Below are 15421 nucleotides of genomic sequence, written 5' to 3' on the forward strand. Positions count from 1 at the left end.
TTCTGATCACCGCCACGGCCTATGTCCTTGGCGTCCGCGGCCTCGTCGCCCCCGTGGCCTGGCAGGCGGGCCTTGTCGCAGGCGGGGTCTTCGTCCTTTTCCGTGCATTCTTTGGCCTTTTCGGCCGTCGGGATGACCCCGATCTTCTGCGCGAGGTGCTGATCGAGCACTTCGGCGAGTCGATCCGGGAAGACCCTGACGTAAGCCGCCTCTCGCGCCAGGCCATCGAGCAGCGCCTGCAGCTTGCCACCGCCCAGGCCTCGGCCCCCGCTCCCCTCGCCCGCGCGGTTGACGCACTTAGCCCCGCGCTTGACCGCCGTCTCGACGTGATCGCCGTCGAAGGCCGCGCCGCTGCCTCGCGCCGGGGGGCGGCACGGTTCCAGGCCGGGATGGCGCAGATGGCCCGCCAACGGCTGACCGAGGTTTCACGCATCGCCGATGCCGCCGATTCCGAAACCGCCGCGACAGCGCGCAAGGCCGCCGATGGCCTGACAGCCCAGGTTGCCGCCTCCGGTGGCCTTGTCGCCCACGCCGAAGACCGGCTCATGGCGCTGGACCACGCGGTGGCCGAGTTCGGCACAGCCGTCGCGCGGGCGCTCCTTGCCCTGTCGAAAGGCGACCGGGAGGCGATTGAGGCCCTCGCCCAAGACTTGAACGCCGCCCCGACAAGTCCGACTGCGAAGCCCTGATCCCGCGCTACCGGGCCAGCCATCCCAGCGGATGGGCCGAGAACCCATGGCAGGCCGACCCATCGGGGAAGTCGATCGACCAGTTCTCCGGCGTCGTCGGCAAGCCCGCCCTGACCCACCGGCCCCAGCGCGCGGCGATGATCGCGCGGATGTCGGACCTGCGGCCAAGCCGGTCCAGCGCCTGGAACAGGTAGTGGTGCATGAAGGGGCTGGCGAGCGTTGGCTGACCATCCAGCGGGCCATCGTCAAGGTTCAGCGAACGGGCGACGATCCGGTCGGCATGGGCCTCGGCCTTCGGGCCCGTCGTCATCCCGGTAAGGATCAGGAAGGCCAGCGCCAACTGGCTGGCAGGCGCCCCGTCCGGGCTTTCGCGCCAGCCCTCCGGCCCTTCCAGCGCACGGATCGCGGCCTTCAGCGTTTCCGCCTCGCCCGCCCAATCCGCCGCCCGTCCTACCCGGTCGGCCATCGCTGCCGCCAGCTGCAGCGCATTCAGATAGCGCAGGTTCAGGGTCAGGTTCGGCTCCACCCGGCTCATCGGCGACCAGTCGAGAAAAAGCCTGCGACCAGCCGGATTGCGGATCAGCCCCGCCTCGTCGCGCGCCAAAGCCATCCGCTCCAGCATCCGCATCAGCGTGCCCCAATGCCGCTGCCAGACCGCCTCGGGCTCTGTCACACCGGGATGCGCGGCACAGCCCGCCAGCAGTTCCACCCAGGCGAAGTTGTAGTCCGTCACCGCATAGGCCGGCACCTCGCCCGGCAGGACCGAAGGGAGAAGCCCCTCTGCATCCGCCCCTTCTGCCGCCATGTCGATGGCGAAGAGCAGGGGCCGCGGGTCATCCGTGATCGCCCGAAGCGCCCAGTCCTGCGCCACCACATCACCCAGCCAAAGGCTCGACTCACGCCAAACCCCATCAACGAACCCGTCCTGCAGGCAGGCGAGCGTAGTGCGGCGGCACATCGCGGCCACGCCTTCCAGCACGCCGTCAAGCCGGGGCAGGGGACGTTCGTCCACTGGCGTGACGGTCAGAAGGACGTCAAACACCGGGTTTGCCGCGACACCTCCACCCTCCAGCGCAAAGACCACATAGCGCGCGCCACGCGGGGTAAAGCCTTCCAGACGCTGGCGTCCGGGTCGCAGGATGAAGCGGTCGGTCGGTCGCATCCGGCAATACGTGGCGGGATCAGAGAGCAGAAGCTCCCCCTCCCGCAGTCGTTCCGCATAGGACACAAGAAGCCGCTCGCCGCCGGCCCCCGTCACCTCGGCCCCCGCAAGGCACGCCCGGCTTTCGCCAAGATCGAAGACCCAGATCGCCGCCGTTCCGCTTGGCAGAAGCACTGGGACGTCACCTCGCGCCGACCCGGCGAAAAGGCGGCGAAGATCGTCATGCGGATCATTAGTCATAGCGACCGCAGGGCCAGTCCGGACCTGCCAAGGCGCGTCGAGTGTCCGCCGTTCTTCCACCGGCAAAGCCGTGGCACGAGGGCGGAGCCGGTGCCAGGTCGGCCCTTCCGCACCCTGCACGACCCGCGCCTCGTCCATGGACTGCGGCTCCGCCTCCGTCCAGTCCTCGGAGCGGCTCATGTCCCGATCTTCGACCCCGCTGCCGTAGATCGACACGCGGTGCACCCGATCCAACCACGACCGATCACGCGCTACCCGCCAGCCCGGACCCGTGCGCAGAAGCGCCTCGCCGTCCACCTCAAGCCAGCCAATCAACCCGCAGGCCTCGCGGTGCACATAGGCGAAATGCGAATATCCGGGAGAATAGACCTGCACCGCGATCCGGTTCAATCCCCGCCGCAGCAGAGGAGTGACCATACGTTCATCTACCGCCATCGATGAGCGCCAGGACCGCTCCGGCCCCCGCCCGGCGAACACCCCGTTGATCCAAAGCCGGTAGCGGCTGTCGGCTGACAGACGGAACACCGCCCGCACCGGGGCAGCCGCCAAAGCGATATCCGAACGGAAGTTCAGATAGGCCTCACTCAGGTCGAACGGATGCGCAGGCCCGATCCAGACCGTGCCTTCCGGCACCTTCACTGCAGCGTCCCGTACTGCGCCGCAAGCTTGTTCACCAGCCGGTAGGCCCGGATCAGCCGGGCTGGGGGAATGTCAGGCTGGATGAAATGCCCGCCGTTGAAGATGAACCCGCCGCCCGGCGCATAGATGCCGAAGCGTTCGGTGATGTATTCATCCAGCTCCTCGCCGTCATACTTCAGCAAGCCATCCACCACGTCCAAAGACCCGTAGATCACGATCTTGTCGCCCCATTCCGCCTTGACCTGACGTGGGTCCATGCCTGCACTTTCCTGCACCGGGTGCCAGGACGTGAAGCCCATCTCGATGATGTCCTCGACGATCTGCAGGATGTAGCCGTCGGAATGCAGGTTCACCGGCATCCCGCGCGACCGGGCATGCTGCACCACCCGCATCGCATAAGGCTTGATGATCCTGCGCCACAGCTTCGGCGAGAAGAGCATCGTCCCGTTCGACCCCCAGTCGTCCGAGAGCGTCATCATGTCCACCCCCGCCTCGACCAGCTGGTCGACCTGCAGGCACAGCCAGTCGGCATAGCGGTCGAAGAAGGCTGCCATCAGGTCGGGGTTCCCGCCCAGGTTCATCCAGCAGTTCTCGATGCCAAGGAAGCTCGACGTCCCCTCCACCATTCCCCAGCAATGCGCCAGGACACAGCGCTTGCCCTTGTGGTCGCGGAGCGCGGTGGCGATGTTCGTGCCGCCGAAATCATAATTCCAGTCGGTGAAGTTCAGCCACTTCGGATCGCGGGGGTCCTCCAGCGGCACCCCCGCAAGCTCGTGGATGTCGAACTTCCGGCCATGCTGGTTCGGGAAGGGGATGAGACCGACGAAGACATCGATCCCGAACTCCTCGATGAACTTTTCGCGCGGGCCATAGTCCGCCTCCAGCCGCTCCAGGAATTGCTTCTGGTAGAGCCAGCAGTCGATCGGCGTGCGGTCCACAGGCTGGCGGTTGATCGTCGCCATCACCCGGTCAAGACTGTTCATCGCGCCTCCTCCAGCAAAAGCATCCGCCGCCAGTCGGCCAGGTCCACCCCGGCGACGAACTCGGAGTGGAACCCTTCCCAGTGAACCTGTTCCCATTGCGGGACGACCCCGCGGATTTCCTCGGGACATTTCCGGATCAGCTCGGCATAGGCCGACTCCAGCAGCCGGTAGCCTGATGTTGCCGAGACCTTGTAACGCGGATGCGGCGCGATCAGCCCGTCCTCGACCATCGCGGCGTCGAGCACGTCCGCCATGTCGTGCAACAGCTCCAGTTTCCGCTCCCAAGGCGTCGAGAGCCGTGGCGCCTCGTCGACAATAGCCGCGAGCCGCGCGCCCATCCGGGGCAGGCGGTGGAACATGGTCGTCAGCCACTTGTCGTAAGGGTAGTAGGTACGGTCCAGAAGGAAGGCCATCTGCACGCCCCAGCGCAAGGACCGCGCGAAGGTGGTGGACGCGTAAAGCTCGTTGTCCCGCAAGAGTGCCCGTTTCAGCGCATAGACCCCCATGCCCGAGAAATAGCGGCACCAATGCGCCAGCCGCCTCAGCCGCACGGGCTCGGGATAGTAGGCTTCAAGCGCCGCCCTGACGGCCGAAAACTGGCCCGAAGGGTCATGCCAGACTTCGCCCCCCACGATGTGCATGATGTCTTCCTCGGGGATCGCCAGCCATTCCTGTAAGGTCCCGGGCGGACGGTCGAAGCCGATGGTTGACCGAAGATGCTGTTCCAGCGACCCCAGCGCCACGCCCTTGGTCCCCGTGTACCCCTCGCGCAACTCGCGGCCTCGCCAAACGGAAGGCAACCCCTCGGCCAGCGCATCCTCGATGGCCGCGCCCTTTGCGGCCATCACCGCTTCGGGCAACAGCACATTCACCCGCAGGCCGAAATGATGATCGGTGGAGTATTCGTCATCCAGCCGCAGCACTTCCGAGCCATAGCCGAAGACCCCTGCCGCCATGTGCGCGGTCTCATCCGGGAAATGCGCCGCAAGCAGGGGACCCGCGACCTCATCCCAGAAGGCGTGGCTTTCGTCGATGATCGAGTGTCCGTCCCCCATGCCCCGGCCCCTCGCCAAGTACGAGTTTTCTGCGAAAACTCGCTGCCCGGATTTTCGCAGAAAATCCGTCCCCCTCAAACGATCCCGCCCGATGCCCCCTTCACCTCAGGCCGCTCCCTTGCCACCCGTTCCCGGTAGCCCGAGGCGCGATATGCCGCGATCGGATCAAAAGCCCCACCCTGCCGCATCCGCGCCTCGGCCAGGATCGGCGACACATCCGTCAGGAACCCCGCCTTCAGCGTCCGGTGCGCCGCCATCACGTCATTCTCAGCCTGCGCCGCCACCAGCGCGGCCCGGTCCACCAGCGAGGCCTGCACATAGGCCCGCGCGATCTCCATCGCCGAGGACATCAGGCTTTCGATCGGGTCGGTCACATTGTGGCTCTGGTCGATCATGTAACTGGGCGCGAAATCTTTGGCCCCCCGCAGCTCGGCCTCGACGAGCTCGTTGAAGACCAGAAACAGCCGGAACGGATCGACCGATCCGGAATCCAGATCGTCGTCCCCATATTTCGAATCGTTGAAGTGGAACCCGGCCAGCCGCCCGACATGCACCAGCCGCGCCACGATCTGCTCGATGTTCACGTTCGGCGCGTGGTGGCCGAGGTCCACCAGGCACTTTGCCTTCGGCCCCAAAGCCTGCGCCGCCATCAGGGACGATCCCCAGTCCGAGATAACGGTCGAATAGAAGGCCGGCTCGTACATCTTGTGCTCGATGAACATCTCCATGCCCGAAGGCAGGGCCGCATAGACCTCCTCCATCGCGCGAAGGTAGCTCTCGAACATCCCCGACAGGCTTTGCTGCCCCGCGAAGTTCGTGCCGTCCCCGATCCAAACCGTCAGCGCAGGGGCCCCAAGCGCGTGCCCGATTTCGAGACACTCGATGTTATGCGCCACCGCCTGAGCCCGGACATCAGCCCGCGCATTCGCCAGTGAGCCATAGCGGTAGGACAACCGCTGATCCGCCTGATCCTGAAAGGTGTTCGAGTTCACCGCATCGAACCCTAACCCATACTGCGCCGCCTCCTGGCGCAAAGCGTTGTAATCGCTCACCTTGTCCCAGGGGATATGCGGCGACACCGTCCGCGTCCCCCGCGTCAGCTGCTGGATCACACCGCAATCCGCCAGCTTGTCATGGATGTTCCGCGGCTCGCCCTTCCCCGGAAACCGCGCGAAGCGCGTGCCCCCGGTGCCTACGCCCCAGGTCGGCACCGCGACCGACCACCCCATCGCGTGCTTGACCACAGCCTCGATGTCCACCCCGCGCCGCGAAAGCTTCCGCCCCAGCGCCCCGAACTCATCCTCATGCGCCGCCTTCGCCGCGTCGTTCAGCGACCCGACCAGATCCTCGGAAACCAGCATCCCCACCCCCTAGCGCGTGAAGGACACGGCATTGCCCGCGTCCACGTTCAGGAAATTCCCCGTGCTCTTCGCCGACAGGTCCGACGCAAAGAAATACACCCCCTCGGCGATGTCCTCCGGGAAGACCGACCGCTGCAGAAGGCTCCGCTTCCGGTAATGCTCTTCCAGCTCGCTGACCGCGATCTTGTTCGACGCCGCCCGCTGCTGGCTCCACTCCCCCTGCCAGATCTTCGACCCCCGCAGCACCGCGTCCGGGTTCACCACGTTGACCCGGATACCCAAGGGCGCCCCTTCCAGCGCCATGCAGCGCGCCAGGTGAATCTCCGCCGCCTTCGCGGTGCAATAGGCCGAAGCCCCCGGCGACGCCGCCACCCCGTTCTTCGACGAAATGAACACCATCGCCCCGCCAATCCCCTGCGCCTTCAGGATGCGGTACCCCTCACGCCCCACGAGGAAGTACCCGGTCGCAAGGATGTCCATCGTCCGGTTCCACATGGCCAGCGTCGTATCTTCCACTGCCGCCGCCGATGTGATCCCGGCATTGTTCACCACCACGTCCAGCCCGCCATACTCCTCCACCGTCCGCTCCAGCGCGGCGATGACCCGGGCCTCGCTGGTGACATCCATCACCACGCCCCGCACCATGTCGCGCCCAAAACGCTTGCCGAAGCCCGCCACGACCTCATCCAGCGCCGTCTGGTCGATATCGGCCAGCACCACGTTGCAGCCGTCCCTAAGCAGCCGCTCGGCACTCGCCGACCCGATCCCGCCCGCGCCCCCAGTGATGAAGGCCACGCGCCCTTGCATCGGCTTCGGCTTCGGCATCCGCTGCAATTTCGCCTCTTCCAGAAGCCAGTATTCGATGTCGAAGGCCTCCTGCTCCGGCAGCCCCTGATACCGGCTTACCCCCGACGCCCCCCGCATCACGTTGATCGCATTGACGTAGAACTCCGCCGACACCCGAGCTGTCGCCTTGTCCTTGGCAAAGGACAGCATCCCCACCCCCGGCACCAGATAGATCACCGGGTTCGGATCGCGCATGGCTGGCGAGTTCGGGCGCTTGCACCGTTCGTAATAGGCCGCATAGTCCGCGCGGTATCCCGCAATCAGCCCGTCCAAAGCCGCCTCATCGGCATCGGCAGGCACCACCAGCGGCTTGATCTTGGTGCGGAGGAAATGGTCCGGACAGGACGTGCCCATCGGCGCCAGCACTGAAAGCGAATGAGAGTTCGTAAACTCCAGCACCTCTGGCGCATCGGTGAAATGCCCCGCCTTATGCTCGCCGCCCGAAATCCGCCCCCGGATCAGCGGCATCAGCCGCCGCGCCGCCGCTTTGCGGTCCGCCGAGGCCAAAGCCGGAACCTTCTCGCCCCCGAAAACCGGGCGCTTCACGTTCGCCTCCAGCCAGGCCGCCGCCTTGTTGATCATCTCCAGCGTCAGCAGGTAGCAGTCCTTCGCCGTATCCGCCCACGTGAACAGCCCGTGCTGCCCCAGCACCACGCCCTTCAGCCCAGGGTTCTCCTCGGCCATCCGACCCAGCTTGATCCCGAGGTCGATCCCCGGCCGCTGCCACGGCAGATAGCCAAGCTCGCCGCCAAACACCTCCTCCGTCAGCCGCACCTGATCGGCACTCGCCGCAATCGCAATCACTGCATCGGAATGCACATGGTCCACATGCGTGCGCGGCACGAACCCATGAAGCCAGGTGTCAATCGACGGCGCCCGCGGGTTCAGGTTCCAGATGCAATGCCCCAAAGCCTCGACCATCGCGTCTTCCTGGTCGAGACCCCGGTACTGCGCCCGCAACTGCATCAGACGGTCCATGTAAAGCGTCGCGAATCCGTCCAGCTTCATGCTGCCGATATCGCCGCCCGACCCCTTGACCCACAGCACCTGCACGTCAGCCCCGCTCAGCGGGTCCTTCGCCGCCACCTTCGCCGAAGTATTGCCGCCGCCGAAGTTGGTGATCCGCAGGTCCGAGCCCAGAAGGTTCGACCGGTAAAGAAGCTTCCCCGGCTCATCCAGCGTGCTGGCGTGGGCATCGTCCCATAGCGAGGGGAGGGCGGTTTCCTGGCTCATCGGTCCCGGCCTGTCTGGAAAAAGGTCACCGGCAGGATAGGCGCGAAACGCTCACAGTCAATCATGAAAGAGCATTCTGCATCGCAGAGAATCTTCCGCAATGCAGCATTGCGATTGTTTGTTGACGGATATGAGCGATTCTGACAGCCTCCCCATCATGATGCACGAACGCGAAAGATGGCAGATCATCCTTGCCCGGCTGAAGGATCGGGGGATCGTCCGCGTGGCCGATCTGGTCGACATCACGCGCGCATCGGTCGCCACTCTGCGCCGCGATCTTGCGAAGCTTGAGGATTCAGGCCAGCTCCGCCGCGTGCATGGCGGGGCCGAATCCGTCGCCTCGGGCCAGACACCCCTGACCGCGCCCTCGTTCGACGCCAGCCAGACGCTGAACGCCGACCTGAAACGCGCCGTCGCCCAGGGCGCGGCTGACCTGTGCGAGGACGGCGATTCGATCATCCTCAACGCCGGGTCAACGACGTGGTTCATGGCGCAATGCCTGCGCCGCCACCGGATGCAGGTCCTGACCAACTCGTTCCCCATCGCTGAAGAGCTGATCAGCCACTCCGCCAACCGCGTCGTCCTGCCGGGGGGCGAACTTTACCGCGAGGCCGGGATCATCCTCTCGCCCTTCGACGAAGACGCGATCCAGCATTTCGCCGCGTCGAAGATGTTCATGTCCTGCTACTCGATCACCCCCCTTGGCGTCATCGAAAGCGACCCCCTGGTGGCCCGCGCCGAGGCGAAGCTTCTAAGCCGCACAGAAAAGCTGGTGGTCGTTGTCGACAGCACCAAGTTCGAAGCGCGCGGCAACATGGTCGTCTGCCCGCTCTCGCGCGTCTCGACCCTGGTCACCGATACCGGCGCGCCACCCCATATGGTCGATCACCTCCGCCAGTCGGGCGTCGAGGTGATCCTGATCGATCCGAAAGAAGTGAAGGTCCTGACCGCAGCCTGAGGAGGGGGGCGGCAGAGAAACAAAAAGGGAGGAAGACAATGAAAACGATCAGACTTTCAGGCCTCGTGCTTGCTGCAGGGCTTGCGGCCAGCCTCATGGGCTCCACCGCCTTTGCCGAGCCGGTCACCGCGACCCCTGGGCAAGAGGTGAACGCGGTCCTGCTGCCGAAGTTCCTCGGCATCCTGCCCTTCGACCAGGCAAACCGTGGCGCCCAGGAAGCCGCGGCCGAGCTTGGCTCGACCGGCAAGCTCGAATTCATCGGCCCGACGCCAGAGAACTCGGCAGCCGGGCAGATCGAGATGCTGACCACCGCGACCACCCAGAAGCAGCAGGTCGTGATGCTGTCGAACAACGCCGGTGACCAGATCGCCCCCGCCGCCGAAGCCGCCCAGGCCGCAGGCACCAAGGTCGTGACCTGGGACAGCCCGATCCCTAATGGCAAGGGCGAGACGGTGTTCATCGCGCAGGTGGACTTCGGCTCGATCGGCGTCGTGATGGCCGACATGGCGCTTGAACTGGCCGGCGGCGCGGGCGAATTCGCCGTCCTCTCAGCCAGCCCCGATGCCGCGAACCAGAACGCCTGGATCGAGGCGATGAAGACCACTCTGGCCGCCGACGCCAAGTACAAGGACCTGAAGCTCGTCGATGTCGTCTACGGCAATGACCAGTCCGAGGAATCCTACAACAAGGCCCTCGGCCTGGTGGACAAGTACCCTGACCTCAAGGTCATCATGGCGCCCACGACGGTCGGCATCGTCGCCGCGTCCAAGGCCATGCAGGACGAGGGCCTGTGCGAAAAGGTCAAGGTCTCGGGCCTCGGGCTTCCGGCCGAAATGGTCAGCTACAGCTTGAACGGCTGCGCGCCCCAGTTCGCGCTCTGGAGCTTCGTCGACCTCGGCTACCTCACCTACCACGCCTCCTATGCGCTCGCGACTGGCGCGATCAAGGGCGAGGTCGGTGAGGAGTTCACCGCAGGCCGCATGGGCACCTTCAAGATCGAAGAAGATCCAGGCCGTGCGGGCGCCAAGCGCGTGCTGATGGGGCCGTTCACGGTCTACACCAAGGACAACGTCGAAGCCGCCGCGAACTGAGGCGCGCGATAGTCCTGGCGGGGCCGCCATTGCGGCCCCGTCCCCGAATTTTCGTCGAAAATTCGCAGCTTCCTGCATGTGACGGAACCCTGCCCATGACCCAGCCGGTCCTGGAACTTATAGGCCTGTCCAAAAGCTTCGCCGCCACGCAGGCGCTGAAGGACATGAGCCTTTCCGTCCTGCCCGGCGAGGTCCACGCCATCGTCGGCGAAAACGGCGCCGGGAAATCCACGCTGATCAAGATGATGACCGGCGTCTACCAGCCCGACACCGGCACAATCAGTGTCGAGGGCCAACCCGTCACCCTGCGCTCGACCGAAGCCGCCCAGGCCGCAGGGATCGCCGCGATCTATCAGGAGCCGATGGTCTTCCCCGACCTCAACGTCGCCGAGAACATCTTCATCTCGAACCGCGCCAAGGGCCGCATCATGCGCTGGGGCGAAATCAACCGCCAGGCCGCCGCCCTGATCGCCCCCCTTGGCGTCAAACTCGGCGTCCGCCGCGCCGCTGCGGGCCTGACGCTTGCCGAACAGCAGACGGTCGAGATCGCCCGCGCCCTCTCGCTCAAGGTCAAAGTCCTGATCATGGACGAACCCACCGCCAGCCTTTCGGCGCATGAGGTCGAACGCCTCCTCTCCATCGTCCGCGCGCTGAAGGACCGAAGCGTCGCCATCATCTACATCTCGCACCGGCTGGACGAAATCTTCCGCATCGCCGACCGCGTCACCGTGATCCGCGACGGCGCGCATATCTCGACCAAACCAATTGCCGAGGTCACCGAAGACGGCCTCGTCAAGGACATGGTCGGCCGCGCGCTCGAAAGCTTCGCCGTCAAAACCGCCGCCAACCCGCATGGCGAGACGCTCCTCTCCGTCCGCGACCTCGGCTGCGAAGGCGTCTTCCGGGGCGTCAGCTTCGACCTTGCCAAGGGCGAAGTGCTCTGCCTCGCCGGCCTCGTAGGCGCCCGCCGCACCGACGTGGCCCTCACCCTTTTCGGCATATCCCCCGCGACCGAAGGCACGATCACGCTGGACGGCAAACCCGTCCGCATCACCACACCCCAGCAGGCGATGGACCTCGGCCTCGCCTATGTCTCGGAAGACCGTCGCAAGCTTGGCCTCGCCATGCCGCTGCCGATCTTCGCCAACATCTCGCTGGCCTCGCTCCGGAAACTCCTCCGAACCCTCGGCCTCATCGACCGCACCGCCGAGGCCGCCATGGCCGAAACCTACCGCCAGCGCCTTGCCATCCGCTCCCCCGACACCGCCGTCGAGGTCGGCAAGCTTTCCGGTGGCAACCAGCAGAAGGTCATGCTGGCGAAATGGCTCGAAACCAAACCCCGGATCCTCATCTTCGACGAACCCACCCGCGGCATCGACGTCGGCGCCAAGGCCGAGGTTCACGGCATCATCCGCCAACTCGCCTCTGAAGGCGTGGCGATCCTCGTCATCTCCTCCGACCTGCCCGAGGTCCTGGCGCTCGCCGACCGCATCCTCGTCATGCGCGAAGGCCGCCAGGCCGGGATCCTGCCGATCGAAGAGGCCACCCAGGAACGCGTCATCGCCATGGCAGCGGGCCAGGCCCCAGCGGAAAGACCCGCCGCATGACCCCAGTCCTTTCCCTTCTTCAAATATCCCCGCCGGAGGGGCTGCCCGAGCCGGTTGCGCGTCCTTCACGCGCAGAGGCGAGACAAAAGGACTTCGCGCGGAACGCGCTCGATTTAACAGCCGCCCCAACCCGCGCGACATCACCCTGTTCAGCCGAAAGGCCAGCCGCATGAACGGCCTCGTCGCCCGCGCCTCGCCGCAAACCCTGCGCCTGGTCGCGCTTGGCCTTGCCCTCCTCGCCACCGTCCTTTTCTTCGCGACCCAGATCGAAGGCTACCTCTCCCCCCGCATGTTCAACCGGATCAGCACTTCGGCGGCGGTCGTCCTCCCCCTCGCGGTCGGCCAGGCCATCGTCATCATGACGCGCAACATCGACCTGTCGGTCGGCTCGATCATGGGGGTCGTGGCCTATATGGCCGGCCAGATGCTCGGCGCGATGCCCGACCTGCACCCGATCCTCGCGGTCCTCTTCTGCATGGCGCTCGGCGCGGTCTGCGGCGCGATCAACGGCCTCCTCGTCGCTTGGGGCCGCGTCCCCTCGATCATCGTCACGCTTGGCACGCTCGCGCTCTTCCGCACCTTCCTCGTCGAATGGTCCGACGCGAAGACCATCACCACCTCAAGCCTCCCGCAATGGTTGGTCGACCTGCCCTCAGCCATAGCCTTCTCCATCGGCGGGCTCGATGTCCGCGTCACCGTCCTTCTCGCCCTCGCCGCCTGCCTCGTCACCGGCCTCGCCCTTACCTTCCTCCGCCCCGCCCGCCGCTTCTACGCCGTGGGCTCCAACCCCGACGCCGCCGTCATGGCCGGGATCAACGCCCGCCGCGTGGTCTTTTCTGCCTTCCTGATCTCCGGTGCCTTCGCGGGCCTCTCCGGGTTCCTCTTCCTCGCCAAATTCGGCAACATCACCGTCGTCGCGGGCCTGGGCTTCGAGCTCAAAGCCATCGCCGCCGTCGTCGTCGGTGGCGTCTCGATCATGGGCGGCTCGGGCTCGATGATCGGCGTCCTGATGGGCGCGCTTCTGGTCGACACCATCGACAACTCGCTGACCCGCTGGGCCGTCGTCAGCGAATTCTGGCGCGATGCGCTCCTCGGCGGGCTCATCATGGCCGCCGTCACGCTCGACACGCTCGCCAGCCGCCAGCTCGCCCGCCTCCGCAGCAAGAGGGGGGGCCCGGCATGACCCGCCTCCTCACCCCGTGGGAAACGGGCCTCCTCGCGATCTTCGTCATCACCGTCTCGCTCAACGCCGCCTTCGCGCCCGAGTTCCTGACGATGCAGAACCAGATCAACCTCTTCCAGCTCTCGATCGAGAAGATCATCGTCGCCCTGATCATGACCCTTGTGATCATCAACGCCGAGATCGACCTCTCCGTCGCCTCGGTCATGGGCCTCTCCGCCGCGCTCTTCGGCTATCTCGTCAACGCTGGCCTGGGCGGAGGCGCTGCGATCCTGATCTGCCTGGCCGTCGGCCTTCTCGCAGGCCTCGTGAACGCCGTCCTTGTCGCACGCGTGGGGATCCCCTCGCTCGTGGTGACGCTCGCGATGCTGATCGGCTTCCGCGGCCTCGCCCGCGTGCTGGTCAAGGACAACTCGCTCGGGAACTTCCCGACCTGGTTCACCGAACTCGGTCAGAAGGGCCTGATCGGCCCGATCCCGCTTTCGATCCTCCTTTTCTTCGTCCTCCTCGTGATCCTCGGGATCACGCTCCACCGCTCCTCCTTCGGGCGGCAGGTCGTGGTGATCGGCACCAACGCCGAGGTCGCCCGCTTCTCCGGCCTGAACGTCGCGCGGGTGAAGACCACGCTCTTCCTCCTCTCCGGCCTCATCTCCGCCATGACCGGCCTCCTCTACGCCGCCCGCCTCAGCTCGGTCCGCGGCGACACCGCCTGCGGGTTCGAGCTCGACATCATCACCATGGTGCTCCTTGGCGGGGTCAGCATCTTCGGCGGCAAGGGCAGCATGATCGGCGTGTTCCTCTCGATCCTCATCATCCTGAACCTCCGGAACGGCATGGGGCTGATCAACATGACCGGCCATATCCAGACCGGCGTCATCGGCGTCCTCCTGATCGCATCCGTCCTGGTGCCGAACCTGATCGCCGACCTCCGGGGCCGCCGCGCCCACAGCTGAAAGGGGAAGCCATGCAGCGCCATGCGTTCAAGATGCAGCTCAACCCCGGGATGGAGGCCGAATACACCCGCCGCCACGACGCGATCTGGCCGGAGCTGGTGGCCCTTCTCCGCGAGGCAGGCATCTCCAACTACTCGATCCACCTCGACCGTCAGACGATGACCCTCTTCGGTTATCTCGAACGGCGGGACGATCACAGGATGGACGACCTCCCGCACCACCCGGTGATGCAGAAATGGTGGGCCTACATGGGCGACATCATGGCCACAAACCCCGACGGCTCCCCCATCGCGATCCCGCTGACCGAGACCTTCTACATGCCCTGACCAACGCTCCTCGATGACTTCGTCACTCGTCGCAACCCACCGCCCGCGACGAGAAGACGAAGTCGAACGAGGAGCAATCCCCAAACCCCCGCGACGAGAAGACGAAGTCGAACGAGGAGCAGCCCCTCACCCCCGCGACGAGAAGACGAAGTCGAACGAGGAGCAGCCCCTCACCCCCGCCGCGCCACCGCCGCCCGCCAGTCCCGCACATAAGCCACCCACAGCGGGTCGACTTCCGGCTCCACCTCCACCGGCCTCGGCGCCTCGGCCAACAGAGGCCCCGCCAGCAGCGCCGCCCCAAGCCCCGTCCCCGCACCTTGCCCCGACGCGCGCACTGTCCGACCGGTGGCTGTCGCCAGCATCCGCAGGAACGCCCGGTTCCCCGCCAGCGCCCCTTCGACGATCACCGGCCCCTCCGCGCCCACCAGCTCCAGGCACTCCGCCCCCATCAGCGCCACGTAGAACGACGCCGCCGCCATCCGCCGCCCATCGTCCATCGGCTCCCCGCCCCGCCAGCCAAAAGCCTGCCCCGGAAACGGCCCTGTCTCCGGATGCAAGCTCGGCAGCGCCATCACCCCGTCATCCAGCACCCACAGGAGGTCCGGCTCCCCCGGCGTCACCATCCGCCCGCCCATGATCTCGTCCATCTCGCGCCCCGCCATGAACCGCGCCGTCGGCACCGCCTCACCCCGCGCGCTCACGTTCACCAGCACATCCCGCGCCGCCTCCAACTGCACCGCCGACCCGCCCAAAGCCATGCTGATCATCCAGGTCCCGGTCGACATCACCGCCACCGGCGCCCTCCCCAGATGCGGCACCAGCGACGCATTCGAGTCATGGATCCCGCACAGAACCGGCGTCCCCATAGGCAACCCCGTCACCCGCGCGACCTCCGGCAGCACCGGCCCCAGCACCTCCCCCGCCCCCCGGACCGCCGGAAACAACCGCTCCCACCCCATCCGCCCGACCAGCGACGAAAACCGCCCAGCCCAGGGGTCCCAAAGGTCCGTATGGCAACCAAGCGAGGTCGGCTCGCTCGCCGCCACCCCGCTCAGGCGAAAGGACCAATACTGCGGCAGCGTCAGCACATGCCGCGCC

Annotated in this window: 13 protein-coding genes; 7 read left to right on the forward strand and 6 right to left on the reverse strand. The window is 66.1% G+C overall.

The features are described 5' to 3' along the window. Positions 1-689, forward strand: a 689-nt coding sequence (locus ACRCSW_RS16890) for a hypothetical protein (RefSeq protein ID WP_438706818.1), incomplete at its 5' end; no start/stop codon positions are given. A 7-nt stretch (positions 690-696) separates the two neighbouring features. Here the strand turns inward: ACRCSW_RS16890 and ACRCSW_RS16895 are convergent. The 5 genes from ACRCSW_RS16895 to ACRCSW_RS16915 all read right to left on the reverse strand — a co-directional run bounded on the left by ACRCSW_RS16895 (position 697) and on the right by ACRCSW_RS16915 (position 8208). After that, positions 697-2730, reverse strand: coding sequence for an alpha-L-rhamnosidase-related protein (locus ACRCSW_RS16895; protein WP_438706819.1), 2034 nt, complete (start codon positions 2728-2730; stop codon positions 697-699). Next, positions 2727-3713, reverse strand: a complete 987-nt coding sequence (locus ACRCSW_RS16900) for a uroporphyrinogen decarboxylase family protein (RefSeq protein ID WP_438706820.1) — start codon at positions 3711-3713, stop codon at positions 2727-2729. Before ACRCSW_RS16900 ends, ACRCSW_RS16895 begins: the two co-directional genes overlap by 4 nt. Beyond that, entirely contained in the window at positions 3710-4768 is a 1059-nt protein-coding gene (locus ACRCSW_RS16905; protein WP_438706821.1) for a DUF4037 domain-containing protein, read from the reverse strand. Before ACRCSW_RS16905 ends, ACRCSW_RS16900 begins: the two co-directional genes overlap by 4 nt. 74 nt (positions 4769-4842) lie before the next feature. Continuing rightward, positions 4843-6129 carry an L-rhamnose catabolism isomerase gene (gene rhaI, locus ACRCSW_RS16910; protein WP_438706822.1) on the reverse strand — a complete coding sequence of 429 codons (1287 nt, stop codon included), beginning with the start codon at positions 6127-6129 and terminating at the stop codon, positions 4843-4845. 9 nt (positions 6130-6138) lie between these two features. Beyond that, positions 6139-8208, reverse strand: a complete 2070-nt coding sequence (locus tag ACRCSW_RS16915) for a bifunctional rhamnulose-1-phosphate aldolase/short-chain dehydrogenase (RefSeq protein ID WP_438706823.1) — start codon at positions 8206-8208, stop codon at positions 6139-6141. Positions 8209-8338: 130 nt separating this feature from the next. Here ACRCSW_RS16915 and ACRCSW_RS16920 point away from each other — a divergent pair, with 130 nt between their 5' ends. From ACRCSW_RS16920 to rhaM, 6 genes are all read left to right on the forward strand, one after another. Next, positions 8339-9166, forward strand: coding sequence for a DeoR/GlpR family DNA-binding transcription regulator (locus ACRCSW_RS16920; RefSeq protein WP_438706824.1), 828 nt, complete (start codon positions 8339-8341; stop codon positions 9164-9166). A gap of 38 nt (positions 9167-9204) precedes the next feature. Further along, entirely contained in the window at positions 9205-10257 is a 1053-nt protein-coding gene (locus ACRCSW_RS16925; RefSeq protein WP_438706825.1) for a rhamnose ABC transporter substrate-binding protein, read from the forward strand. Between the two features lie 95 nt (positions 10258-10352). Next, positions 10353-11864 (forward strand): sugar ABC transporter ATP-binding protein, encoded by a 1512-nt coding sequence (locus ACRCSW_RS16930; protein WP_438706826.1) that lies wholly within the window; start codon positions 10353-10355, stop codon positions 11862-11864. Positions 11865-12033: 169 nt separating this feature from the next. Next, positions 12034-13047: an ABC transporter permease gene (locus tag ACRCSW_RS16935; RefSeq protein ID WP_438706827.1), complete on the forward strand. Its 1014-nt coding sequence runs from the start codon at positions 12034-12036 to the stop codon at positions 13045-13047. Further along, positions 13044-13997, forward strand: a complete 954-nt coding sequence (locus tag ACRCSW_RS16940) for an ABC transporter permease (RefSeq protein WP_438706828.1) — start codon at positions 13044-13046, stop codon at positions 13995-13997. Before ACRCSW_RS16935 ends, ACRCSW_RS16940 begins: the two co-directional genes overlap by 4 nt. Before the next feature lie 11 nt (positions 13998-14008). Further along, on the forward strand, positions 14009-14323 hold the full coding sequence (gene rhaM / locus ACRCSW_RS16945; RefSeq protein WP_438706829.1) for an L-rhamnose mutarotase: 315 nt from the start codon (positions 14009-14011) through the stop codon (positions 14321-14323). A gap of 170 nt (positions 14324-14493) precedes the next feature. Here the strand turns inward: rhaM and ACRCSW_RS16950 are convergent. Further along, on the reverse strand, positions 14494-15421 hold a 928-nt coding region (locus ACRCSW_RS16950; protein WP_438706830.1), incomplete at its 5' end, for a carbohydrate kinase.

This window comes from Tabrizicola sp. (assembly GCF_051645465.1).
GTDB lineage: Bacteria > Pseudomonadota > Alphaproteobacteria > Rhodobacterales > Rhodobacteraceae > Tabrizicola.